General features: G+C 74.4%; 25 protein-coding genes and 1 pseudogene. 16 read left to right on the top strand and 10 right to left on the bottom strand.

Annotated elements, in window-relative coordinates; translation table 11 throughout:
* Positions 1–71 precede the first annotated feature (71 nt).
* Positions 72–839, top strand: coding sequence for a phosphoglyceromutase (locus tag CLT72_RS18685; RefSeq protein WP_101412900.1), 768 nt, complete (start codon positions 72–74; stop codon positions 837–839).
* Positions 840–903: 64 nt separating this feature from the next.
* On the opposite strand, the gene phoU is transcribed toward CLT72_RS18685, so the two are convergent.
* Complete coding sequence (gene phoU / locus CLT72_RS18680) at positions 904–1,551, bottom strand: phosphate signaling complex protein PhoU (protein ID WP_101412899.1); 648 nt, start codon at positions 1,549–1,551, stop codon at positions 904–906.
* 198 nt (positions 1,552–1,749) lie between these two features.
* On the opposite strand from phoU, the gene CLT72_RS18675 reads away from it, so the two are divergent.
* Together CLT72_RS18675 and CLT72_RS18670 are read left to right on the top strand one after the other, a co-directional pair.
* Positions 1,750–3,036, top strand: a complete 1,287-nt coding sequence (locus CLT72_RS18675; protein ID WP_101412898.1) for an ATP-binding protein — start codon at positions 1,750–1,752, stop codon at positions 3,034–3,036.
* A gap of 23 nt (positions 3,037–3,059) precedes the next feature.
* Entirely contained in the window at positions 3,060–3,743 is a 684-nt protein-coding gene (locus CLT72_RS18670) for a response regulator transcription factor (protein WP_088998216.1), read from the top strand.
* 58 nt (positions 3,744–3,801) lie between these two features.
* Here CLT72_RS18670 and CLT72_RS18665 read toward each other — a convergent pair whose 3' ends face one another.
* Positions 3,802–4,611: a DUF3109 family protein gene (locus CLT72_RS18665; RefSeq protein WP_101412897.1), complete on the bottom strand. Its 810-nt coding sequence runs from the start codon at positions 4,609–4,611 to the stop codon at positions 3,802–3,804.
* 74 nt (positions 4,612–4,685) lie between these two features.
* Here CLT72_RS18665 and CLT72_RS18660 point away from each other — a divergent pair, with 74 nt between their 5' ends.
* On the top strand, positions 4,686–5,630 hold the full coding sequence (locus CLT72_RS18660) for a Ppx/GppA phosphatase family protein (RefSeq protein ID WP_101412896.1): 945 nt from the start codon (positions 4,686–4,688) through the stop codon (positions 5,628–5,630).
* A 120-nt stretch (positions 5,631–5,750) separates the two neighbouring features.
* Complete coding sequence (locus tag CLT72_RS18655) at positions 5,751–6,557, top strand: sugar phosphate isomerase/epimerase family protein (protein ID WP_199184597.1); 807 nt, start codon at positions 5,751–5,753, stop codon at positions 6,555–6,557.
* A gap of 57 nt (positions 6,558–6,614) precedes the next feature.
* Here the strand turns inward: CLT72_RS18655 and CLT72_RS18650 are convergent, their stop codons facing one another.
* Genes CLT72_RS18650 through CLT72_RS18640 form a run of 3 tightly spaced genes read right to left on the bottom strand, consistent with a single transcriptional unit; the run spans position 6,615 to position 8,644 of the window.
* Positions 6,615–7,187 carry a CGNR zinc finger domain-containing protein gene (locus tag CLT72_RS18650; RefSeq protein WP_101415254.1) on the bottom strand — a complete coding sequence of 191 codons (573 nt, stop codon included), beginning with the start codon at positions 7,185–7,187 and terminating at the stop codon, positions 6,615–6,617.
* A 19-nt stretch (positions 7,188–7,206) separates the two neighbouring features.
* Positions 7,207–8,373: a glutathionylspermidine synthase family protein gene (locus CLT72_RS18645; RefSeq protein WP_101412894.1), complete on the bottom strand. Its 1,167-nt coding sequence runs from the start codon at positions 8,371–8,373 to the stop codon at positions 7,207–7,209.
* Position 8,374: 1 nt separating this feature from the next.
* Positions 8,375–8,644, bottom strand: a complete 270-nt coding sequence (locus CLT72_RS18640; RefSeq protein WP_486484279.1) for a hypothetical protein — start codon at positions 8,642–8,644, stop codon at positions 8,375–8,377.
* 130 nt (positions 8,645–8,774) lie between these two features.
* On the opposite strand from CLT72_RS18640, the gene CLT72_RS18635 reads away from it, so the two are divergent.
* The gene (locus CLT72_RS18635) at positions 8,775–9,695 is read left to right on the top strand and encodes a proline dehydrogenase family protein (protein ID WP_101412893.1); all 921 of its coding nucleotides are present in this window, start codon (positions 8,775–8,777) and stop codon (positions 9,693–9,695) included.
* 1 nt (position 9,696) lies between these two features.
* On the opposite strand, the pseudogene CLT72_RS32880 reads toward CLT72_RS18635, so the two are convergent.
* Positions 9,697–9,815: pseudogene (locus tag CLT72_RS32880) on the bottom strand (VOC family protein); the annotation flags it as partial.
* A gap of 77 nt (positions 9,816–9,892) precedes the next feature.
* Here CLT72_RS32880 and CLT72_RS18625 point away from each other — a divergent pair.
* The 7 genes from CLT72_RS18625 (at position 9,893) to CLT72_RS18595 (ending at position 15,959) form a co-directional block, all read left to right on the top strand.
* The gene (locus CLT72_RS18625; RefSeq protein ID WP_101412892.1) at positions 9,893–10,690 is read left to right on the top strand and encodes an alpha/beta fold hydrolase; all 798 of its coding nucleotides are present in this window, start codon (positions 9,893–9,895) and stop codon (positions 10,688–10,690) included.
* Positions 10,683–11,261, top strand: coding sequence for a TetR/AcrR family transcriptional regulator (locus CLT72_RS18620; protein ID WP_101412891.1), 579 nt, complete (start codon positions 10,683–10,685; stop codon positions 11,259–11,261). Before CLT72_RS18625 ends, CLT72_RS18620 begins: the two co-directional genes overlap by 8 nt.
* A gap of 58 nt (positions 11,262–11,319) precedes the next feature.
* Positions 11,320–12,684 (top strand): hypothetical protein, encoded by a 1,365-nt coding sequence (locus CLT72_RS18615; RefSeq protein ID WP_250101474.1) that lies wholly within the window; start codon positions 11,320–11,322, stop codon positions 12,682–12,684.
* A 525-nt stretch (positions 12,685–13,209) separates the two neighbouring features.
* Positions 13,210–13,419 (top strand): helix-turn-helix domain-containing protein, encoded by a 210-nt coding sequence (locus CLT72_RS18610; RefSeq protein WP_007465625.1) that lies wholly within the window; start codon positions 13,210–13,212, stop codon positions 13,417–13,419.
* A 216-nt stretch (positions 13,420–13,635) separates the two neighbouring features.
* Positions 13,636–13,737: a 30S ribosomal protein bS22 gene (locus CLT72_RS18605; RefSeq protein ID WP_007465623.1), complete on the top strand. Its 102-nt coding sequence runs from the start codon at positions 13,636–13,638 to the stop codon at positions 13,735–13,737.
* Between the two features lie 120 nt (positions 13,738–13,857).
* Positions 13,858–14,931, top strand: a complete 1,074-nt coding sequence (locus tag CLT72_RS18600) for an NAD-dependent epimerase/dehydratase family protein (protein ID WP_101412890.1) — start codon at positions 13,858–13,860, stop codon at positions 14,929–14,931.
* Between the two features lie 218 nt (positions 14,932–15,149).
* Positions 15,150–15,959 (top strand): lysophospholipid acyltransferase family protein, encoded by an 810-nt coding sequence (locus CLT72_RS18595; protein WP_250101508.1) that lies wholly within the window; start codon positions 15,150–15,152, stop codon positions 15,957–15,959.
* A 175-nt stretch (positions 15,960–16,134) separates the two neighbouring features.
* Here CLT72_RS18595 and CLT72_RS18590 read toward each other — a convergent pair whose 3' ends face one another.
* From CLT72_RS18590 to CLT72_RS18580, 3 genes are all read right to left on the bottom strand, one after another.
* Positions 16,135–17,010, bottom strand: coding sequence for an HAD family hydrolase (locus tag CLT72_RS18590; RefSeq protein WP_101412888.1), 876 nt, complete (start codon positions 17,008–17,010; stop codon positions 16,135–16,137).
* Positions 17,011–17,130: 120 nt separating this feature from the next.
* Positions 17,131–18,000 (bottom strand): DUF5667 domain-containing protein, encoded by an 870-nt coding sequence (locus tag CLT72_RS18585; RefSeq protein WP_101415251.1) that lies wholly within the window; start codon positions 17,998–18,000, stop codon positions 17,131–17,133.
* Between the two features lie 287 nt (positions 18,001–18,287).
* Positions 18,288–19,247 (bottom strand): ECF subfamily RNA polymerase sigma factor, BldN family, encoded by a 960-nt coding sequence (locus CLT72_RS18580; protein ID WP_101412887.1) that lies wholly within the window; start codon positions 19,245–19,247, stop codon positions 18,288–18,290.
* 553 nt (positions 19,248–19,800) lie between these two features.
* Between CLT72_RS18580 and CLT72_RS18575 the strand changes: the two genes are divergently transcribed.
* From CLT72_RS18575 to CLT72_RS18565, 3 genes are read left to right on the top strand one after another with little or no spacing between them, the layout of a single operon-like run.
* Positions 19,801–21,507, top strand: coding sequence for an AMP-binding protein (locus CLT72_RS18575; protein ID WP_101412886.1), 1,707 nt, complete (start codon positions 19,801–19,803; stop codon positions 21,505–21,507).
* Positions 21,500–21,751, top strand: coding sequence for a glutaredoxin family protein (locus CLT72_RS18570; protein ID WP_101412885.1), 252 nt, complete (start codon positions 21,500–21,502; stop codon positions 21,749–21,751). Before CLT72_RS18575 ends, CLT72_RS18570 begins: the two co-directional genes overlap by 8 nt.
* Before the next feature lie 35 nt (positions 21,752–21,786).
* A complete protein-coding gene (locus CLT72_RS18565) occupies positions 21,787–22,437 on the top strand; it encodes an HAD family hydrolase (protein WP_101412884.1) in 651 nt (216 codons plus the stop codon).
* 112 nt (positions 22,438–22,549) lie between these two features.
* Here the strand turns inward: CLT72_RS18565 and CLT72_RS18560 are convergent, their stop codons facing one another.
* Positions 22,550–23,203, bottom strand: a complete 654-nt coding sequence (locus CLT72_RS18560) for a LuxR C-terminal-related transcriptional regulator (protein WP_101412883.1) — start codon at positions 23,201–23,203, stop codon at positions 22,550–22,552.

Raw genomic sequence — 23,203 nt, 5'->3', positions numbered from 1 at the left:
CATTTTCCACGTGGTGGTCGTCACGACCACTGCCCGCGCGTCGCCCGGCGGCGTGCGGCAGGATGATCGGCATGACTGCTAGCGAGGGGCCCACCGTCGGGACGCTGGTCCTGCTGCGGCACGGCGAGAGCGACTGGAACGCCAAGAACCTCTTCACCGGCTGGGTCGACGTCGACCTGACGGAGAAGGGCGAGACCGAGGCGCGCCGCGGCGGCGAACTGCTGCGCGAGCACGACCTGCTGCCGGACGTGGTGCACACCAGCGTGATGCGCCGCGCGATCCGCACCGCCGAGTTGGCGCTGAACGCCGCCGACCGGCACTGGATCGCGGTGCGGCGGTCGTGGCGGCTCAACGAGCGGCACTACGGCGCCCTCCAGGGCAAGAACAAGAAGCAGACCCTGGAGGAGTACGGCGAGGAGCAGTTCATGCTCTGGCGCCGCTCGTACGACACCCCGCCGCCGCCGATCGCCGACGACGACGAGTTCTCGCAGGTCGGCGACCCGCGCTACGCGTTGCTGCCGGGCGAGCTGATGCCCCGCACCGAGTGCCTGAAGGACGTCGTCGAGCGGATGCTGCCCTACTGGTACGACTCGATCGTGCCGGACATCCTGGCCGGCCGAACGGTGCTGGTGGCCGCGCACGGCAACTCGCTGCGCGCCCTGGTCAAGCACCTGGACCAGATCTCCGACTCCGCGATCGCCAAGCTGAACATCCCCACGGGCATCCCGCTGCGCTACGACCTGGACCCGCAGCTGCGCCCGCTCACCCTGGGCGGCACGTACCTGGACCCGGCCGCCGCGAAGGCGGCCGCTGCCGCCGTGGCCAACCAGGGTCGCTGACGTAGGCAGAGAAGGGGCCCCTCTCCGACGCGACACGCGCGGGGATGGGGCCCCTTCTGTGATCTCAGTTGGGGGTGGTCTGCCCGGTGATCAGGTAGACCACCTGTTCGCCCGCGTTGACGGCGTGGTCGGCGAAGCGCTCGTAGAAGCGGCCGAGCAGGGTGGCGTCGATGGCGGTCTCCACCCCGTACGGCCAGTCCTCGCCGAGCAGCAGCCCGAACAGGCTGCGGTGCAGGTCGTCCATGGCGTCGTCGTCGCCGTCGAGTTCGGCGGCGAGGTCGGCGTCGGGCTTTGCGAGCACCGAGCCGATCTTGATGGCCATCCGGTCGGCGATGGCCGCCATGTCGGTGAAGGTCGGCCGCAGCTCCGCCGGCACGGCCGGCGAGGGGTGCCGGCGCAGGGCGGTCTTGGCGACGTGGTCGGCCAGGTCGCCCATCCGCTCCAGGTCGGCCGCGACGTGCAGCGCGGTGATCATCGCGCGCAGGTCGGAGGCGACGGGGGCCTGCCGGGCGAGCAGGTCGCAGACGCGCTCCTCGACGTGCCGGTAGAGCTCGTCGATCTCGGCGTCCCGCTCGATCACCGTCTCGGCCGCCCGGCGGTCCGCGGTGAGCAGGGCGCGGGTGGCCTGCCGCATCGCGGCCCGGACCCCCTCCGCCATGTCCACCAGCAGCTGGCTGACGATCTGCAGGTCAGCCCGGAACTCGTCGCGCATTGTCACGTCCTGTGGTCGGTGGTCGCCGGCCCGGGGGCCGGCGGGAGCAGGTGCGCCGCCCACGGTAGGTCGGACGGGGGGACCCGAGGTGAACCCCGGTGAACGACGCCCGGCGCGGGAGTGAACTTTCCCGGAAGCGAAGGTGATTCATCCCATTTGTGGGGGTTGCCAGGTTAACAATGACCCTACGATCGCCGGGTGGAATGGGCGGTGACGGTCGCGGTGGCCGTGGGACTGGCGGTCGGGCTGATCGCCGGGGTGCTGCTGCCCCGGTTCGTCCCGGCGCTGGGCGACCGTGCCACGCGGGCGGGGGGCCGGGCCGGCTTCCCCAACACCTCCGGGAGGCTCCCGATAGCCGAGGATCCGCAGTCCGGGATCGGTCGCCGGACCATCGATTCGCTGCGGGCCGGCGTGGTCGTACTCGACCCCGACGACCTGCCCGTCCTGGTCAACCCGGCCGCCCGCGCGATGGGGCTGCTCCGCACCGGCCCCACCCAGGGCTCGATCGCCGCCCACCCCCTGATCCGTACGCTCGCCGGGCAGGTGCGGCGCACCGGCGTGCGGCGCGAGATCGAGCTGGACCTGCCCCGGGGCCGCGACAACGCCGGGGTGAACCCGCTCGGGGTGCACCTGCGGGCGATGGGGATCGGGGCCGGCTTCATCGCCGTCGAGGCGTCCGACGTGACCGAGTCGCACCGGCTGGCGCGCGTCCGGCGCGACTTCGTCGCGAACGTCAGCCACGAGCTCAAGACCCCGATCGGGGCCCTCCAACTCCTCGCCGAGGCGCTGCTGGACGCCACCGAGCCGGCCGGCGCGGGCGCACCCGACCTCTCCGAGGACCTGGTCGCCGCCCGCCGGTTCGCCGAGCGCATCCAGCACGAGTCGACCCGGCTGGGCCGCCTCGTGCAGGAACTGCTGGAGCTGACCCGGCTCCAGGGCGCCGAGCCGCAGCCGCCGCCGGAGCCGGTCGCGGTCGACTGGGTCATCGCCGAGGTGATCGACCGGACCCGCACCTCCGCCGCCGCCCGGCGGATCGAGGTGACCGTCGACGCCGAGCGGGGCCTGACCGTCCACGGCAGCGACACCCAGCTCGCCACGGCCGTGTCCAACCTGGTGGAGAACGCCGTCAACTACTCGGGCGAGGACACCACCGTCCGGATCACCGCGCGCGCCACCGACGAACACGTGGAGATCTCCGTCGCCGACCAGGGCATCGGGATCGCCCCGACCGACGTGGACCGGATCTTCGAACGGTTCTACCGGGCCGACCAGGCCCGGTCGCGTTCCACCGGCGGCACCGGCCTGGGGCTGGCCATCGTGAAACACATCGCCGGCAACCATGGCGGAAGGGTGGAGGTGTCGAGCACTCTTGGTGGTGGATCGACGTTCACCCTCCGGCTGCCCACCCGTCCCCCCGACGAGGTCCCGGCGATACCACCCTCCGCTGGGATCGAGGCCGCTCCGGCCGAACTCCGGCAGGCCTGACAGCACATGGAAAGGAAGTCCCGTTGAGCCGCGTTCTGGTGGTCGAGGACGAGGAGTCGTTCTCCGACGCCCTGTCGTACATGCTCCGCAAGGAGGGTTTCGAGGTCTCCGTCGCCGCGACGGGCACCTCCGCCCTCACCGAGTTCGACCGGACCGGCGCCGACATCGTGCTGCTCGACCTGATGTTGCCCGAGATGTCCGGTACCGAGGTGTGCCGGCAGCTCCGGCAGCGCTCGCACGTGCCGATCATCATGGTCACCGCCCGGGACAGTGAGATCGACAAGGTGGTCGGCCTGGAGATCGGCGCCGACGACTACGTGACCAAGCCGTACTCGCCCCGGGAGCTGGTCGCCCGGATCCGGGCGGTGCTGCGGCGGCAGAGCGCCGAGGCCGCCGAGTCGGGTGGCCCGACGCTGGCCGCCGGCCCGGTGCGGATGGACATCGAGCGGCACGTGGTGACCGTCGACGGCGCCCCCGTGCAGCTTCCGCTCAAGGAGTTCGAGCTGCTGGAGCTGCTGCTGCGCAACGCCGGCCGGGTGCTCACCCGGGGCCAGCTCATCGACCGGGTCTGGGGGGCCGACTACGTCGGCGACACCAAGACCCTCGACGTGCACGTCAAGCGGCTGCGCTCCAAGGTCGAGCCGGAGCCGTCCGCGCCGCGCTTCATCGTCACCGTGCGGGGTCTCGGCTACAAGTTCGAGCCCTGACCGGCGTACGCACGAAGGGGCCCGCGCCGCACGCGGGCCCCTTCGTCGTCGGTCGGTGTCAGGCGCCGTCGGCGGGATGCGGGGCGATGAGGCCCTGCCGTCCGCGTGCCCCGCAGACCTCGGCCAGCTTCGCGTACGCGGGGGCGCCGACCAGGGCGGTCAGCTCCGGACCGTAGGAGACGTACATCGGCTCGGTGCCGACGTGCGCGTCGGTGGAGGAGGTGCACCACCAGTCCAGGTCGTGCCCGCCGGCGCCCCAGCCCCGCCGGTCGAACTCGGAGAGCGTGGAGACCAGCACCTTCGTGTTGTCCGGCCGCTTCACCCACTCCTGGTCGCGGCGGATCGGCAGCTGCCAGCAGACGTCCGGCTTGTATTCCAGCGGATGCACCCCGTCGCGCAGCGCCTGCGCGTGCAGGGCGCAGCCGGCGCCGGCCGGGAAACCGGCGTCGTTGAGGAAGACGCACGGTCCGTCCGCGCCCTGCGTGGCGGTGCGGCGGGCGGAGTTCTTGCCGTCGATGGTGTCGTTCTCGGTCCAGTTCTTGAACCCGCGCCGGAAGTGCTGCCACGTCGCCGGGGTGAGCCGCTTGACGGCGGCCCGGACCCGCTGCTCGTCCTCGGAGTCGGTGAAGAACGCGCCGTGCGAGCAGCAGCCGTCGGCGGCCCGGCCGGCGACGATGCCGTGGCAGCCCCGGCCGTAGACGCACGTCCAGCGGGAGAGCAGCCACGTCAGGTCGGCCCGGATGAGGTGGTTGTCGTCCGCCGGGTCGGTGAACTCGATCCACTCCCGGGGGAAGTCCAGTGGCACCTCGCGGCTGCGCGGGTCGTCCGGGTCGTCCACCAGCACGCGGAGTTCGATCTGGCCTGTCACCCGGCCCAGCGTACGCCCGGCGCCCCCACCGGTCCGCCGAGCCGCGCAATCCGGTTGGCCCTAGTGTCTTCAGCATGCGACTGGGTGTCCTCGACGTCGGTTCCAACACGGTGCACCTGCTGGTGGTCGACGCCCATCCCGGGGCGCACCCCTGGCCGGCACACTCCGAGAAGGTCGTGCTGCGGCTGGCCGAGCAGATCAGCCCGGACGGCGCGCTCACCGAGGCCGGCGCGGACGGCCTGGTCAAGGCGGTCGGCATGGCCAAGGCGGCGGCCGTCGGGCTCGGTGCCGACGACCTGATCGCGTTCGCCACCTCCGCCGTCCGCGACGCCACCAACGCCGCCGAGGTGCTGGCCCGGGTGCGCGACGAGGCCGGCGTACGCCTGGAGGTGCTGCCGGGCGCGGACGAGGCGCGGCTGACCTTCCTGGCGGTGCGGCGCTGGTTCGGCTGGTCGGCGGGCCGGCTGCTGGTGCTGGATATCGGCGGCGGCTCGCTGGAACTCGCCGCCGGCATCGACGAGGACCCGGCCGTCGCGGTCTCCCTGCCGCTCGGCGCCGGTCGGCTCACCCGCGACCGGCTCCGGGTGGCCCCCGACAGCACGGCGCCGCCGCCGGCCGAGGCGGTCGACGAGCTGCGGGCGTACGTCGACGGGCTGCTCGAACCGGTCGTCGCGCAGCTGACCGAGGTGGGCTGGGAGCGGCCGGTGGCCACCTCGAAGACGTTCCGGACCCTGGCCCGGCTGGCCGGCGCGGCCCCCTCCGGCGCCGGGCTGTGGGCGCCGCGCCGGCTGACCCGCGCCGGGCTGCGGCAGGTGCTCGCGTTCATCCGGCACATCCCGCCGGCCCAGCTCGTCGAGCTGGAGGGGGTCAGTGCGGGCCGGGCCCACCAGCTGCTCGCCGGGGCGGTCGTCGCCGAGGCCGTGCTGCGCCAACTGGACGTGGACGCGCTGGACGTCTGCCCCTGGGCGCTGCGCGAGGGCGTCATCCTGCGCCGCCTGGACCAGCTCGGTCCGGTGTGAGTCCGGGGGCACCGCAGCCGCGAACGGAAGCCGGTCCGGAGTGGGCGCGGGAAGTGTGATCTGGGCGGTTTGCAATCTCTCGTCACGAGGTGTCGATCGATCCCGGCTACCCTCGATGGTGTGACTTCCCGCGTCCCGGTGCTCCTGTCCACGTCCTCGGTCTTCCCTGAGCGGACCGCGGCGGCGTTCCAGCTCGCCGCCGCCCTCGGCTACGACGGCGTCGAGGTGATGGTCTGGACGGACGCCGTCAGCCAGGACGTCGGCGCGCTGCGGGGGCTCGCCGAGCACTACGGCGTCCCGGTGCTCTCCGTCCACGCGCCCTGCCTGCTGGTCACCCAGCGGGTCTGGAGCCCCGACCCGTGGGAGCGGCTGCGCCGCTCGGCCGAGATGGCGGCGACGCTCGGGGCGCCCACCGTGGTGGTGCACCCGCCGTTCACCTGGCAGCGGGACTACGCGCGCGGCTTCGCCGACGGGCTCGCCGCGATCGCCGCCGACTACCCGGACCTGCGCTTCCCGGTGGAGAACATGTACCCGGTCCGGATGGCGGGCCGGCAGTTCGTGCCGTACGTGCCGGGTTGGGACCCGACCGAGACCGGCTACGCCTCCTACACGCTCGACCTGTCGCACTGCGCCGCCTCGCACACCGACTCGCTGGCGATGGCCGACCGGATGGGCGCCGGCCTGGCCCACGTGCACCTCGGCGACGGCACCGGCGAGGGCCGCGACGAGCACCTGGTGCCGGGCCGCGGCACCCAGCCGTGCGGCGAGCTGCTGTCCTCGCTGGCCGGGCGCGGGTTCACCGGCTCGGTCGCCGTGGAGGTCACCACCCGGGGCGCGAAGAGCCGCGCGGTGCGGGAGGCCGACCTGCGGGAGGCACTGGCGTTCGCCCGCCAGCACCTCGGCACGCCGTCCCCGGTCGACGCCTGAGCCTCGGGCGAGGCCCGTCTCCCGGCCGACGCGTGGGTGCCGGCCGGGGGCGGGGCGTCAGACGGCCGTGGTGAGCGATTCCTTGGTGCCCGCGCCGGCCTGCTCGCCGATGGCCGCGCGCTTGCGGGCGCGGTGGGCGGCGACGTGCGAGCGGGTGGCGCAGCGTTCCGAGCAGAACCGTCGGCAGCAGTTGGACGAGGTGTCCAGGTAGACGTTGCCGCAGCGCTCGTCGGCGCACACCCCGAACCGGGCGCTGCCGTACTCGCAGAGCCAGACCGACAGCCCCCAGGCCGCGCCGGCCAGGTATTCGGCGCTCACGGAGGCGCCCCGGCTGGTGACGTGCATGTGCCAGTCGCTGGAGTCGTGCCCGGAGATGCGGGGCTGCACCGGGAACGCCTCCAGCATGGCGTTGAGCTCGGTCACCGCCTGGGCGTCCCGCCCGGAGGTGCCGTACTCGAAGACGTCGCGCAACCGCTTCTGCGCCCGCCGGAATGTCGCCAGGTCCCGCTCCGCCACCTCGTCGCGCATCCACGCGTTGTCGTCGGGGAAGAGGGCCCGCAGGTCGTCGAGGTCGTCCAGGCGGGCGTTGACGAGGTCAACGCCGGTCCGGGCGTACGCGTCGAAGTTCACGCCCACAACGGTAGACGACTCAGGGGGCCCGTGGCGCGTCGATGTAGTGCGGCAGGAACCGCGCGTAGCCGTCGGTGATGAGGCTCGCGCTCTCCCGCACCCCCACCCCGGCCGACTCGCCGTCGACGATCCAGCTGCCCAGCACCACCCGGTTGCCGGCGAACTCCGGCAGCGCCCGGAACTCCTGGTAGCACCAGCCCTCGTCGCCGTAGATCCCTGGATTGGTGATCTCGGTGTCGCCGGTGACGATCCGCACCGAGCCACCCTCCCGGCCGAGCAGCGGCTTGGCCACGTACTCCGGCATGCCGCGCGGCGAGTCGAGGTACGCCGGCAGCAGCAGCTCGTGGCCGGGGTACAGCTCCCAGAGCACGGCGAGCAGCGCCTTGTTGGACAGCAGCAGCTTCCACGCCGGCTCGATCCAGGTCGTCGGGGTGCCCGGCTCCAGCGCCAGCGGCCCGTACGGCTCGGCGAGCATCCACTCCCAGGGATAGAGCTTGAAGCAGGTGGTGACCGGCTGGTCGGCCGCGTCGACGAAGCGCCGGCCGTCCCAGCCGATGTGCTGGATCGGCTGGAGCGTGACCTCCAGCCCGGCCTGGCGGGCGGTCTCGGCGAGGTAGCCGGCGGTCATGTGGTCCTCGCCGGACTCCTCCTCGTTCGACCAGAGCACGTGCACCCGGCGGTCGTGCAGGCCGGCACCGATCTTCGCCCAGGCGCCGACGAGGCGTTCGTGCAGGCTGTTCCACTGGTCCAGCTCCGGCCGGGTGTGCTCCAGCCAGTACCACTGGACGATGCTCGCCTCGACCAGCGCGGTGGGGGTGTCGGCGTTGTATTCCAGCATCTTCGGCGGCCAGCTGCCGTCGTAGGCCAGGTCGAAGCGCCCGTAGAGGGTGGGGGGCGCCTCGCGCAGCGACCGGGCCACGGCCTCGGCCGCCCAGTCCGGGATGCCGAACTCGGCGTGGCGGCGGCGGGCGACGACGTGTTCGGCGGCGGCGACCGACATCCGGTGCAGCTCCTCGGTCGCCTCCTCCAGCCGCAGCACCTCGTCCAGCTCGAACGCGTACGCGGCGGTCTCGTCCCAGTACGACATGATGCCGCCGTCGGGCAGCTCGGTGTCGACGTACACCAGGCCCTGGGACCGGATCGTGGCGTCCCAGTCCGGGCGGGGGGTGACCGACTCCCGGCGCACGTCAGCCGCCGCAGGAGGCGAGGTGCGTGCCGAAGCCGCCCAGGTCGGGCACCGCCGCGGCGGCCGGCTCCGGCGCGGCGCGGCCGGTGGTCACCACGGGCGCCCGCAGGGCCAGGGCCACCGTCTCGCCCCCGCCGACCGGGCCGAGGGCGCAGTCGTCATCGTCGTCGTCCGAGGTCATGTTGCAGCCGGAGAGGGTGAGCGCGAGGACGGTGAGCGCGCCGAGCTGCACGGAGGCCGACCGCAGTCGGCGGCGGGGGCGTTGTTCCACGTCATCGTTGTAACCGATGGGGGCCACTGCCGTCCCCCCGCGGCTGGTGCCTGTGATGCGGTTGGGACCTGACGTCCGGGGCTGCGCCGCTGCCCCGCGCGGGCGCACCGGCGGGCGTTAGGCTCGATCCATGCTCCGTACCGTCATCCTCGCCGCCTCCCGGTCACCCCAGGTCGAGCGGCTCGTCGCGACGGCCCCCTTCACCCGGGACCTCGTCCGCCGGTTCGTGGCCGGCGCCAAGACCGACGACGCGTTGCGCGCGACCCGCGAACTCGTCGACGACGGTCTCGCGGTCACCCTCGACAACCTCGGCGAGGACACCGTCACCCCCGAGCAGGCCACCGCCACCCGCGACGAGTACGTCGGGCTGCTCCGGCGGCTCGCCGGGGCGGGGCTCACCCCCGCCGCCGAGGTGAGCGTCAAGCTGTCGGCGCTGGGCCAGATGTTCGACGAGCAGCTCGCCTACGACAACGCGCGGGCGATCTGCGCCGCCGCCGAGGAGGCGGGCACCACGGTCACCCTGGACATGGAGGACCACACCACCACCGACTCGACCCTGGACATCCTCGCCAAGCTGCGCAAGGACCACCCGTCGACGGGCGCGGTGCTCCAGGCGTACCTGCGGCGCACCGAGTCGGACTGCCGCGAGCTGGCGACTGCCGGTTCCCGGGTGCGGCTGTGCAAGGGCGCCTACAAGGAGCCGGAGTCGGTGGCCTACCAGTCCGCACGCGAGGTGGACAAGTCCTACGTACGCTGCATGAACATCCTGATGTCCGGCGACGGCTACCCGATGCTGGCCACCCACGACCCCCGCCTGATCGCCATCGGCGAGGACCGGGCCCGCTGGTTCGACCGCGGCCCGGAGCGGTTCGAGTTCCAGATGCTGTACGGCATCCGACCGGAGGAGCAGGCCCGGCTGGCCGGCGAGGGCTACACGGTGCGGACCTACCTGCCCTACGGCGAGGACTGGTACGGCTACCTGATGCGCCGGCTCGCCGAGCGCCCGGCCAACCTCATGTTCTTCGGCCGGGCCGTGCTGTCGAGGAAGTGAGTCAGCCGTTCGACCAGCCCCGGGTGCTCAGCACCAGGCGGTAGCCGTCCGGATCGGCCAGCGTCACCCCCAGCGGTCCCAGTGCGGGCCGGCGGAGACCTTCGTCCCGCCGGCCCGTTCCCGTTGCCGGACGAGTTCGTGCCACCTGGTGCGGTCGGCCCTTGACGATGCCGGCTAAGGCTATTAGCTTTCAGGTTATGGCAGTTAGCTACGTGGAGCGGGGCGGCGGACGGATCGCCTACGAGGCGCACGGGCAGGGGCCGCTCGTCGTCCTCTCGCACGGCATGGGGGAGAACCGCGGCTCGTTCCGCCACCTGGTCCCGCTGCTCGTCGCGGCCGGGCACCGGGTGGCCTCGGTGGACGTACGGGGGCACGGCGCGTCCAGCGTCGGCTGGCCGACGTACGCCCCGGCGCAGGTCGGCGCCGACCTGCTCGCGGTGGTCCGCGACCTCGGTGGCGGGCCGGCCACCCTGGCCGGCAGCTCGTCCAGCGCGGCGGCCGTGGTCTTCGCCGCCGCCGAGGCCCCCGCCCTGGTCGACGGCGTCGTCCAACTCGCCCCGTTCGTCGAGGAGCCGAAGCTCAACCCGTTCATGCGGGTGGGGCTGGCCGCCGTGCTGCGCAGCCCCCGGCTGTTCGGGCTCTTCCACCGCACGCTCTTCCCGTGCGACCGGCCGGCCGACGACGCGGCGTACCGCAGGGCCATGGTCGCCACCCTGCGCGAGCCCGGCCGGATGGCGGCGATGCGCGGCCTGATCGCGCCCGCCGAGCCGCACTGGACCGCCCGCGCCCCCGAGGTCCGGCAGCCGGTGCTGGTGCTGATGGGCACCAGGGACCCGGACTTCCGCGACCCGGGCGCGGCGGCGCGGGCGGCCCGCCGGCTCTTCGCCACCGCCGAGGCGCGGATGATCGACGACTCCGGCCACTACCCGCACGCCGACCAGCCGGCCCGCACGGCCGCCCAGCTCACCGAGTTCCTGGCGGTCACCGGTGCCTAGGGTCGGGCTCAACCAGCACGCCGTGGTGCGCGAGGCGGCCCGCCTCGCCGACGAGGTCGGCGCCGACCAGCTCACCCTCGCCGCGCTGGCCAACCGGCTCGGCGTCGCGCTGCCCAGCCTCTACAAGCACGTCCGGGGTGCCGACGCGCTCGCCCAGAAGCTCTCCGCGCTGGCCACGGCCGAGCTCGCCGACGAACTGACCGCCGCCGTCGCGGGCCGGGCCGGCGGGGACGCGCTGCGGGCCGTCGCCACGGCCTACCGGGCGTACGCCCACCGCCACCCCGGCCGCTACCCGGCCGCCCAGCGGGTGCCGGACCCGACCGACCCGGAGCACGTCGCCGCCGGGGAGCGGGCCGTCGGGGCGATCCGGGCCACCCTGCGGGGCTACGGGCTCGACGGCGACGACGCCCTCGACGCGACCCGGATGCTGCGCAGCACCCTGCACGGGTTCGTCTCGCTGGAGGCTGCCGGCGGGTTCGGGCTGCCCCGCGCCGTCGACGCCTCCTTCGACAGCCTGGTCGCCGCGCTGGACGGCGCGTTGGGGTCCTGGCCCCGGCGGGAGGACCGGTGAGCGCTCGCCCGGCGGGCCCTGGTCGCCCGGCCGCCCGGGTGGTCGTACCCTTCGGCGGGTGACTGACGGGCAGCCCGGGACGGACGACCGACCGGCGCCGGACGACGCGCCGGAAGTCGTGGCGGCCCCCGTAGTGCCCCTCCCGTCGGCGGTGGGTGGCGGACCGGCGGCGCGGCGGATCCGGCCGCCCGGGGCGGTGCTGGCGGCGGTCGTCCTGCTGCTGGCCTGCGGCCTGCCCGCGGCGCTGGTGGCCGGCCTGGTGCGTGCCGGTGACCCGCCGGCCCCGCGGGCGTCCGCCGCCGCGTCCGACGACCCCGCCACCGTGGCCGCCCGCCGCCTCGGGGAGCGGATGACGGCGGAACTGGCCCGGCAGTCCGCCGCCCTGCTCGGCGGGGACCGCGCCGGGTTCCTGGCCGTCGCGGAGCCGGTCGCGCATCCCGACCTGCGCCGCCGGTACGCCGCGCTGCGCGCGCTGCGGGTGACCGCCTGGGAGGCCGACGCCACCGGCCTGCCCACCCCCGTCGACGGCCGCCCCGGCGAGTGGCGGCTGCTGGTCGAGTTCCGCTACTGCTTCGTCGCGCCGGGCTGCCGCACCAGCCGGGTGCTGACCGGCACCCGCTGGCGGGAGGGGGAACGACCCCGGCTGCTCGCCGTGGAACCGTCCCGATCGGCCGGGACCGGCACCCGGCCCTGGGAGGTCAGCGAGCTGGCCGTGGCGGTCGGCGCGCGTACGCTCGTGGCCACCACGCCCGCCCTGCGCAAGGAACTGCCCGGCCTGCTCGCCCAGGCGGAGGCCGCCGCCAGGATCGCCGACACGTACGCCGTCGGCGGCCGCGCGTCGGACCGGTACCGCATCTTCCACGCCGGCCGGGGCGAGTGGCAGCGCTGGTACGGCGGCGGCCGGCCGAAGTGGACCGGCGGGTACGCGGTCACGGTCGGCGGCGGCCACCACGAGGTGGTGCTCAACGCCGAGGGGCTCGTCGCCGGCGGGGTGGACGACCTGCTGCGCCACGAGCTGACGCACGCCGCGTCCCTGCCCGAGCGCGGCTACCCGGGCAGGGACACCTGGTGGCTGGTGGAGGGGCTGGCCGAGTACGCGGGCGCCGACGGCGAGCCGATCGACCGGTACGCCGGGCTCGACGAGGTCCGGGGCCTGCTCGGCGGCGGCTGGGACGGCCGGCTCGACAGCCTCAGCCCGGCCGACGACGCCCCGGCCGACCGGGTCGGCGGCAGCTACGGCATCTCCTACCTGGCGGTCCGGCACCTGGTCGACCGGTTCGGCCCGGAGCGGCTGCGCGCCTTCTTCGCGGCGGTGGTGCACGAGCGCACGCCGGTGGCGGAGGCGGCCGAGCGGGTCCTCGGCGATCCCTGGCCCGCCCTGCACGCCGAGTGCGTCGCCTACGTGCGGGCCGTGGTGGGCTGACGGAACCGGGACGGCGCGGTGGCGGTGGGGGGAAGTGGCGGGAGAAGGCGGCCGGGCGCACGGCCCGGGGCGGGTCGGCTCCCGTTCATGATCGACCGCTGTCGGGCGGCGCCGGACGACCTGACACACTGGTGCCCGCTCCCAGCGCGGAGCCCCGGTCCGCGTCCGGAAGCGGCCCGGGGCACCCGCCCGGTGGCTCCGGCGGCGCCGCCGGAGCCACCGGGCGCCTTCCGCGCGGCGGCGACCCCCGCGACCTGCGGTGTCCCACGGCCCGCACGCGGCGCTCCGACCGCCCCGAAGCAGCGGCGGCTTCCCGGCGAGGACCGATCGGGCGCCGGGCGCAACGGGTTCGGCGACGAACCGACCGGACGGGTGGTCACCCGGCGAGAACCATGATCAGTTGTACGAAGGGATCGCGCCGGTCACAGCCGTCCCGCTACCGTACTGGTAACACGCGCGTCGCCGGTCCGGGCGGGACGAACCCGTCCGGCCGCACGCGCCGGGCATGGGATGGGTCGGTGAGCCATGGCCGGGTCGCAGTCCGACGGACGGCTGTCGGAGGTCAAGTTCCTCACCGTCGCCGAGGTGGCGACGGTCATGCGGGTGTCGAAGATGACGGTCTACCGCCTGGTGCACAGCGGTGAACTCACCGCGGTCCGGGTCGGCCGGTCGTTCCGGGTGCCCGAACACGCCGTGCACGAATACCTGCGGGGCGCCTTCCAGGAAACCGCCTGACCCCTGCGCGGGCCGCCCGTCGAGGGCGACGTGACGGGCATCGACGGGGGCGCGTTGGTCCTGCTGACGCTCTCCGGCTACCCTGGAGCCCGACCGTGACCGCAGGCGCGCCCTGCCGCAAACCCCGCTGGTCCGGTCCGTTGTCCGCAAGCGGTCGCCGACGTCACACCGTGGCGTCATCCGGTCGCCCCGCACGTTGCATCGAAAGGCTTTCGTATGGGCTCGGTGGTCAAGAAGCGCCGCAAGCGCATGGCTAAGAAGAAGCACCGCAAGCTGCTGCGCAAGACCCGCGTCCAGCGTCGCCGTCTCGGCAAGTGACCGGGGCCGGGTCCCGACCCGGCTCCCGTCGTCACTTGCCAACTGTCGACCCTCGGAGGCTCTGGTGATCACGCCGCGGATGTCCCGGCTCGATCCCGCCTGCCGAGGAAGGTGCGCGACATGACCCCCGGTGGCACCCCAGGTGCCCCGGGGGTCGTCGTCGTCACCGGGGTCAGCCGCTACCTCGGCGCGCACGTGGCCGCCCGGCTCGCCGCCGACCCCCGCATCGAGCGGGTCATCGGCGTTGACCAGCCCGAGCCCGGCGCCGAGGTCGCCGACCTGCTCGACCGGATCGAGCGCGTCCGCATCGACCCCGGCTCGCTCGGCGGCCTCCTCGCCGACCTCGACGTCGACGCGGTGGTCCACCTCGCCCTGGTCACCTCGCCGGATCCGCAGCACGGCGGGCGCGCGGCGATGAAGGACCAGAACGTCATCGGCACGATGCAGCTCCTGGCCGCCTGCCAGCGCGCCCCCCGACTGCGCAAGCTCGTGGTGCGTTCCTCGACGGCGGCCTACGGGGCGTCGTTCCGCGACCCGGCCGTCTTCACCGAGGAGACCGAGCCGCGCGAGGTGCCGCGCGGGGGGTTCGGCCGCGACATCCTCGACATCGAGGGGTACGTCCGCGGCTTCCGCCGCCGCCGCCCCGACGTCACCGCGACCGTGCTGCGCTTCGCGCCGTTCATCGGCTCGACCGCCGACACCACCCTCACCCGCTACTTCTCCCGGCCGGTGGTGCCCACCGTGTTCGGGCGTGACCCCCGTCTGCAGTTCCTGCACTTCGACGACGCGTTGGAGGTGCTGCACCGGTCGATCGTCGAGGACCACCCGGGGACGTACAACGTGGCGGGGCCCGGCGTGCTCTCCCTGTCGCAGGCGATCCGCCGCGCGGGCCGGGTCGCCGTGCCGGTGCTGGAGCCCGGCCTCTCCAGTGCCGCCGCGATCGCCCGCAACCTCGGCTTCGGCCGCTACGGCCTCGACCAGGTCGACCTCTTCGTGCACGGCCGGGTCGTCGACACCGGCCGGCTGGAGCGCGAGTACGGCTTCACGCCCCGCTCCACCGCCGCCGCCTTCGACGACTTCATCCGCGCCCACCACGGCGGGGTCGTGGTGCACCGGGACCAGTTGGCCGTCGCGGAGCAACTCGTGCTGGACGGGATCCGGCAGGTCCGGTCGGCCGTACGGGAGGGCTCGTGAACGCGCCGGACGAGCGGCGCGACGGCCGCTACGACGTACCGCTGAAGGTGGCCGCGCCGGGCGCGGAGCCCGCGCGGGCGAACGGACACCACCCCGTCACGCCCGACGAGCCCGACCCGGCCGCCACGGACGAGGCGGTCGCGGCGCCGGCACCGGCGGGCGGGCCGGCGGTAGCGGACCGGCCCGGCGACCACTGGGACCGCAAGGTCGCCAAGGGGCTGGCGTTCCTGCGTCGCCGGCTCTCCGGCGACTACGAGGTCGACGAGTTCGGCTTCGATCCCGACATCACGGAGGCGGTCTTCCACCCGCTGCTGCGGATGCTCTACCGGGATTGGTTCCGCACCGAGGTCACCGGCCTGGAGCACGTGCCGGCCGAGGGCGCCGGCCTGGTGGTCGGCAACCACTCCGGCACCGTGGCGCTGGACGCGCTGATCCTGTCGGCCGCGCTGCACGACCAGCACCCGGCCCGCCGCTACCTGCGGCTGCTCGGCGCCGACCTGGTCTTCCGGATGCCGGTGGTCTCCGAGATCGCCCGCAAGACCGGCGGGACGGTCGCCTGCAACCCGGACGCCGAGCGGTTGCTCGGCAACGGCGAGCTGGTCGGCGTCTTCCCCGAGGGCTTCAAGGGCATCGGCAAGCTCTATTCCGACCGCTACAAGCTGCAACGCTTCGGTCGGGGCGGGTTCGTCTCGGCGGCGCTGCGCACCGGCACGCCGATCGTGCCGGTCGCCATCGTCGGCGGCGAGGAGATCTATCCGATGCTCGCCGACATCAAGCCCCTGGCGCGGCTGCTCAAGCTGCCCTACTTCCCGGTCACGCCGACGTTCCCCCTGCTGGGGCCCCTCGGCGTGGTGCCGCTGCCGAGCAAGTGGCTGATCGAGTTCTGCCCGCCGATCCCCACCGCCCACCTGATGGACTCCGCCGACGACCCGCTGGTCGTGTTCAACCTCGCCGACCAGGTGCGGGAGACCATCCAGCAGACCCTGCACCAGCTGCTGGAGCGGCGCCCGGACCCGTTCGGGCCCTGACGGACGTCCGCCCGGTGCCGCTCCGGTCCTTTCATGAGCCGTGACCGGCTGCGCCGGACCTCGGCCGGCGGTGTGTGGCCCCATCGCCTCGATACCACACAGGTATGTTTATGCCTTACAGGTATCAGCGTGCCCGACGGCAGTGGTTCGGCAGCCTCACGCGCCTTCGACGCCGTCAGCCGTCGCGGCGGCGACGGTGCAGCGCCAGCCCGGCGGTGACCGCCCCGGCGACCAGGCCGGCCGCCGCGGTGGACGGTACGGCGATCTTGACGGCGCGGCGGCCGGTGCGGAAGTCGCGGACGTCCCAGCCGCGCTGCCGGGCCTCCCTGAACAGGGCGGCGTCCGGGTTGACCGCCACGCCCCGGCCCACCATCGAGAGCATCGGCAGGTCGTTGCACGAGTCGCTGTAGGCGGTGCAGCGGGCCAGGTCGAGCCCCTCGACAGCGGCGAGCTGGGAGACCGCCTCCGCCTTGGCCGGCCCGTGCATCAGGTCGCCGACCAGCCGGCCGGTGTACGCGCCGTCGACGATCTCGGCGACGGTGCCGACCGCGCCGGTCAGGCCCAACCGCGCGGCGATCACCCGGCCGATCTCGACCGGCGCCGCGCTGACCAGCCAGACCCGCTCGCCGGCGTCGAGGTGGCGCTGGGCGAGCTGGCGGGTGCCGGCCCAGATGCGGGGCGCCATCAGCTCGTCGAAGATCTCCTCCGCGAGGCGTTCCACGTCGTCCACCCGCCAACCCTCGACGAAGGCGAGGGCTGCCTCCTTGGCCTGCGACATGTCACCGGCGTGCTCGGTGGCGAGCAGTCGGAACCGGAGCTGCTGCCAGGCGAACCGGGCCAGGTCGGTGGTGGTGAAGTAGTTGCGCGCGGCGAGGCCCCGGGCGAACCAGTAGATCGACGCGCCCCGCATCATCGTGTTGTCGACGTCGAAGAAGGCCGCCGCGCTCGGATCCGGTTCCGGGGGCGCCAGGGGCGCCAGGTCGGTCTCCGCCCAGCCGGCGGTGTGACCGTGGGCGTCGGTGCTGACCGTCACCTTGCGGCTGCGGGCCACGCGACCTCCCTCCGCTCGACGTGTGCCTCCCGCGAGGGTAGCCGGGCCCGGGTGACGGACGTCCGCCCCACGGGTGAACTGTGGCGCGGACGTCTCGGCCGGTCCCGGGCGGCGGGACGGTCAGCGTTCGCCGGGGCAGCTCGCCGGTGCCGGGCCGAGGGCGTCGCTGCCGGCCGGCGCGGGCAGGCCGCAGGCGATCGCCGCGCGCAGCGCGTCGGAGCGCTTGCGGGCCGCGTCGAGCAGGGCGAGGGAGCGGCGGGTCCGGTCGCGGTCGGCCCGGCCGGCGTCGTCGAGGAGCCCGCCGACCGCCCGGCGCTGGCCGGTGAGGAAGGAGTTGATCGCGTCCAGGGCCGCCGGGTCCGAGCGCTGCGCCGCGGCGGTGGTCAGCAGGCGTACGCCCTGGCGGGTGTCGGCGTCCATGTCGTCCAGCACGGCGCTGAAGCCGTCCTCGTCCCCGCGCAGTGCGGCCGCCTCGGCGAGCCGGGTGCGGGCGAAGTCCAGGAACAGCTGGCCCCGGCTGACGTCCGAGCTGGCCAGCGCGAGCTGGGCGCGTTCGGTGGAGCGCTTCATGCCGTACAGCGCGTCGCCGGGGACGGCGTTCTCGCTGGCGGCGGAGATGCCCGAGAGGGCGACGGCGCCGGCGGCGACGCCGACGAGGATCGCACCGCGGGCGCGGGCCCGGCGGGCGGTCACCGCCGGTAGCAACCGGCTGCGGCCGGCGTCGGCGGGGCGCCGGGATGACGGCTCGGCCGGGGCACCGATGCCCTCGCGCTCGGCCGTGGCCAGCAGCATCGCCCGCAGTCCCGTACGGAACTCCGGGTCCACCTTGACGGCGGGCGGGGCCACGGCAAGCCGTCGACCGACCGCGACGAGCGCGGTCAACTGGTCGTCGGCCCGGGAACGGACGTGGTGTCGCCGGCCCCCGTTGGCCTCGTCGAGAAGCTGCGCGAAGCGCTCCGCGCGCCGACGGGAGAAGAGGTTGCTGTCCACCGCGGGCACCTCCTCTCGCTGGTCGCGGCCGGTCGGCCGCTGTCGTCGACAGCGACCGGTGACGGCGGGACACCACGGACGAGGCTCGTGGCCGGCCGCACTGCCGGACCTCGGGGGCCCGGGGATGCCGGGGCTACCACCGGTCGCACCCGGAGAAACGGTCCGCACCGGACATGGGTTACGGGGCCGGCGGCGGCGAAATCACGGAAAGTGATCGGCGACACGGGGGCACGACGGCGCTGAGCTGCGCGTACGTCCATCGATGCGCGGCGGTCTCCTGCACGGGACTACGGTTGGAAGCCGTCCGGCAGCAGCCGCGCCAGCGCCCGCACCGCGCGGTACTGGAGAGCCTTGATCGCGCCCTCGTTCTTGCCCATGGCGCGGGCCGTCTCGGCCACGGAGAAGCCCTGGAGGAAGCGGAGCACGATGCACTCCTGCTGTTCCGGGTTGAGTTGCTTGACGGCGCTGAGCAGGGCCACGTTGGTGATGTGCTCGACGACCGCCGCCTCCGGGCTGCCCTCGGGACCGCGGTCCTCACGGTCGGCGTCCAGCACGTCCCCGGTGGTGACCTCGAGGCGGTAGCGGCCGGACTTGAAGTGGTCCGCCACCAGGTTGCGGGCGATCGTGACCAGCCAGGCGCCCAGGTCTCGCCCCTGCCAGGTGAAGCTGCCGATCCGCTTGAGGGCGCGCAGGAAGGTGTCGGAGGTGAGGTCCTCGGCGAGCTGGCGGTTGCCCACCCGGAAGTAGACGAACCGGAAGACCGTGTCGACGTACCGGTCGTAGATCAGCCCGAACGCCTCGGACTCGCCGGCCTGGGCCCGCTCGACCAGCCCCCACACCTCGGTGGCGGGGTCGGACGGGTCGGGACGGCTGGGGAAGCCCGTCGAGGCGTTGACCGGCGCGAGGGCGGCCGGCACCGCCGGGAGCACCGCCGTCTCCGGGCCCGATTCGTCGGGCACCTTGGCCGGCTCGGTGGTGCGGCGACCCTGCGCGGGCATGGTGGGTCGGGCGGGGACCACGACCCGGCCGCCGGCCGGCTTCGCGTTGCCGCCCGGTGTCGCGGAGCGTGGCGGTGGCTCGTTCTGGTGCGGCCGGTTGCGGGTCCGGCTCGACGCGCCGTCCCCCCGTACGACGAGGTTGCCCGTGTCGTCCAGCGGGCCGCGCGCGGCGGGCCGCTCGTTGACCGCGCCCCGGATCGCCGGGTTGGTCAGGCCGGCCGGCCGTTCCGCGTATCCGAAGGTGGTCACCGCGCCGCCTCCGTCCCGCCGGCCGGCCGTGCCGGCCGGCGCGTCGCCGTCGTGGCCCGGCCGGCAGGGCCGGGCAGGGCTGGCTCGGGGTGTGCCGACGGGCGGCAGATCCCCTTGAGGTGCTGGTCCAATGCGCTCACAGGCACGGGGGCCTCCTCGGGCTGAGGGGTGTCGACTCACGGCAAATGGGGTGAGCCGACCCGAGTGATGATAGGGCCAACGTCACCCACGCGTGGCAAGTCCGTTACACAGGGCGGAAGTATTTCCCGCCGCGTCGCACAGCTGGCGGACCGGTTGTCCGTCGTGTGCGGTTGACTTTCGGATTGCGGCGTGATTGCGAAGGAAATTCCAGGTCAGTGCGCCGATCCGTCGCGCCGGACGGGACGCCCGCGCGACTGTCGCCTCAGGATCGTCGGACGCGCCCGGTGGGCCGGACGCGTCCCGTGCGCGGGACCGGTGCCGTCCCGTCCGCGTGCCCCGCTCGTCCCGTCGACGGGACTTTCCCGAGCCGGCGGTCCCGCCCACCGCGACGCCGCACCGGCCCTCGCCGGGCATGGCCCACAGGCCCCGCGCTGTGCCAGACTCAGCCACCGTGCAGGACGCAACCGACAGTTCCGCCTCGACCCTCGTCGAGCGGCTCCACCGGGCGGCCACCGCCGACGGCGACCGACCCGCGCTGCACTGGGGCGACCGGACCGTCACCTGGTCCGAGTTGGACGCCTCGGTGACGGCCACCGCCCACGCCCTGGTGGCCCTGACCGGGCCGGGCCCCGCCGCCGACCGGCACCCGCCCCGGGTCGCCGTGGCGCTCGGCAACTCGCCCGACTTCGTGGTGGCCTTCCTGGCCGCGCTGCGCGCCGGGCTGGTCGCCGTGCCGGTCAACCCCGGCCTCACCGCCCCCGAGCTGCGGCACGTGCTGGCCGACTCCGGCGCCTCGGTGCTGATCGGCACCGAGCGGGTGCGCGACCTGGTCGCCGGCGTCGCCGGGGACCTGCCCGCGCTCGTCGCCGTGCACACCGCGCCGCCGGTGGCGCCGGCCGGCCCGCCGTTCCCCGACCGGGGCGGCGACGACCTGGCGCTGCTGCTCTACACGTCCGGCACCGAGGGGCGGCCGAAGGGCGCGATGCTGACGCACCGGGCGCTGGCGGCCAACCACGAGCAGGTCGGGCGCATCGACCCGCCCGTCGTCGGTCCCGACGACACCGTGCTGCTGGCGCTGCCGCTGTTCCACGCGTACGGGCTGAACACGGGGCTCGGTGCCGTCGTCCACCATGGCGCGACCGGGGTGCTCGTCGACAACCTCGGCCCCGACGCGGGACTGGCCGAGATCGCCCGGCACCGGGTCACCGTGCTGGTCGGCGTACCGACGATGGTGGCCGCCTGGTCCACGGCGGACGCCGCCGCCCTCGCCGCGGCGACGGCGTCGGTCCGGGCCGTGGTCTGCGGCGCGGCGCCGCTGGAGCCGGCCGTCGCGGCCCGCTTCGCCGAGGTCGCCGGTCGCCCGGTGCACGTCGGGTACGGCCTGACCGAGACCGCGCCGGTGCTCACCTCCACCCTGGTGGGCGGGGAGCCGAAGCCCGGGTCGATCGGCCGGCCGCTGCCCGGCGTCGAGCTGCGTCTGGTCGGGAGCGACGGGGCCGACCTGTGGCGCGACGGCGTGGCCGAGCCGGAGGACGATGCCGACGAGCTGGACCTCTCCGACGTCACGCCCGGCACCGATCCGGGCCAGGTCGTGGTGCGCGGGGCGAACGTCTTCGCCGGCTACTGGCCGGACGGCCGGGGCGGCCCGGACGCCGACGGCTGGTGGCCCACCGGCGACGTGGCGTACGCCGACTCCGACGGCGACCTCTTCCTGGTGGACCGGATCGGCGAGCTGATCCTGGTCAACGGCTTCAACGTCTACCCGCACGAGGTCGAGCTGGTGCTCCGCGGGCACCCGGGGGTGGCCGAGTCGGCGGTACTCGGTGTGCCGCACCCGCGCACCGGCGAGACTGTCCGGGCGTACGTGGTGGCGGCGCCGGGGGCTGCGGTGACCGAGGCCGAACTGCTCGCCCACTGCGCCCGCAACCTGGCCCGGTTTAAGTGCCCGACGGCCGTCGAGTTCGTCGACGAGTTGCCGCACTCGGTGATCGGCAAGGTACGCAAGACCCTGCTCCGGCCGGCGCCGTCCCCGGCCCCGGTGCCGTCCCCGGCGGCGTCGCCGGAGACCCGTACGTCGGCCCCGGCCGGCACCAGCACGACGGAGGAGACCGATGCGTGAGCCCCGACTCGCCCTGATCACCCGCCCCGGATGCCACCTCTGCGACGAGGCGAAGGTGGCGCTGGACCGGGTGGTGGCGGTCACCGGGGACCGGTGGACCGAGAAGGACGTCACCGACGACATCGAGCTGGAACGCGAGTACGGCGACCGGCTGCCGGTGGTGCTGCTCGACGGCAAGGAGCACGGCTACTGGCGGGTGGAGGAGGAGCGGCTGCTGCGCGACCTGACCACCCCGCAGCTCTGACGAGCCATGTCCGGCCCGGGCGCTAGGGTGCTCGGATGACCCCTGCGCGCAACCACCTGGTGTGGGACTGGAACGGCACCCTGCTCAACGACCTGAGCCTGGTGGTCGCCTCCACCAACGTCGCCTTCGCCAGCGTCGGCGGGCCCGCCGTGACCGCCGACGAGCACCGGGTGCGGTTCCGCCGGCCGATCGCCGACTACTACGCCGAGGTGCTCGGCCGGGCGGTCGACGACGACGCGTTCGGCCGGCTGGACCGGATCTTCCACGACGCGTACCGCACGGGGCTGACGACCTGTGAGCTGGCGCACGACGCAGGCGTCGCGATGGCGGCCTGGCCGGGCAGCCAGTCCCTGCTGTCCATGTGGTTCCACGAGGAGCTGGTGCCGACCGTGCGCACGTACGGGCTCACCGGGCACTTCGTCCGGGTGGACGGGCTGCGGGCGAGCGTCGGCGGGGACCGCAAGGCCGAGTCCCTCCGGCGGCACCTGACGGAGCTCGGCGTGGACGGCCGGGACGTGGTGCTGATCGGGGATTCGGTCGACGACGCCGACGCCGCCGTGTCGGTGGGGGGCCGCGCCGTCCTCTACACCGGCGGGTTCACCGACGCGGCCCGGCTGCGCGCCTCCGGGCACCCGGTCGCCGACACCCTCAGCGAGGCCGTCGGCCTGGCGGCCACGCTGCCCTGACCGGCCCGGGCGGGTCCGCCCGGCGCCGACGGCGGGTGCGCCCGCTGCCCGGCCCACGGCGAGTGCCCGGCCGCCCACCGCTACGTCGACGGTGCCGCACCAGGGTGTCGGGTCAGTTGCGCAGGTAGGCCAGCACGGCCAGGACCCGGCGGTGCTGCTCGGTGTCGGGCGCGAGCTGGAGCTTGGTGAAGATGTTCCGCACGTGCTTCTCGACGGCCCCGTCGGTGACCACCAGGGTCCTCGCGATCGCCGTGTTGGAGCGGCCCTCGGCCATCAGCGCGAGCACCTCGCGTTCGCGCGGGGTGAGTTCGCGCAGCGGGTCGTCGCGCCGGCGCCGGGCGAAGAGCTGCCCGACCACCTCGGGGTCGAGCACCGTCCCGCCGCCGGCCACCCGGTCCAGCGCGTCGAGGAACTCGTCGATCGCGGCCACCCGGTCCTTGAGCAGGTAGCCGATCCCGCCCCCGCCGCCGCCGGTGGTGGCGAGCAGGTCGTCGGCGTACGACACCTCGACGTACTGGGAGAGGACCAGGATCGGGGTGCGGGGCACCAGCCGGCGGGCCTCCACCGCCGCGCGCAGCCCCTCGTCGGTGTGCGAGGGCGGCATCCGGACGTCGACGATCGACACGTCCGGCCGGTGGGTCACCACCCCCGCCACCAGCGCCTCGCCGTCGGCCACGGCGGCCACCACCTCGTGCCCGCGCTCGGTGAGCAGGCGTACCAGCCCCTCCCGGAGCAGCACCGCGTCGTCCGCGATCACGATCCGCAT

Source organism: Micromonospora sp. CNZ309, assembly GCF_002846525.1.
The sequence above is the reverse complement of the archived record's forward strand: the minus strand, read 5'-3'. Positions and strand labels throughout refer to the sequence as shown.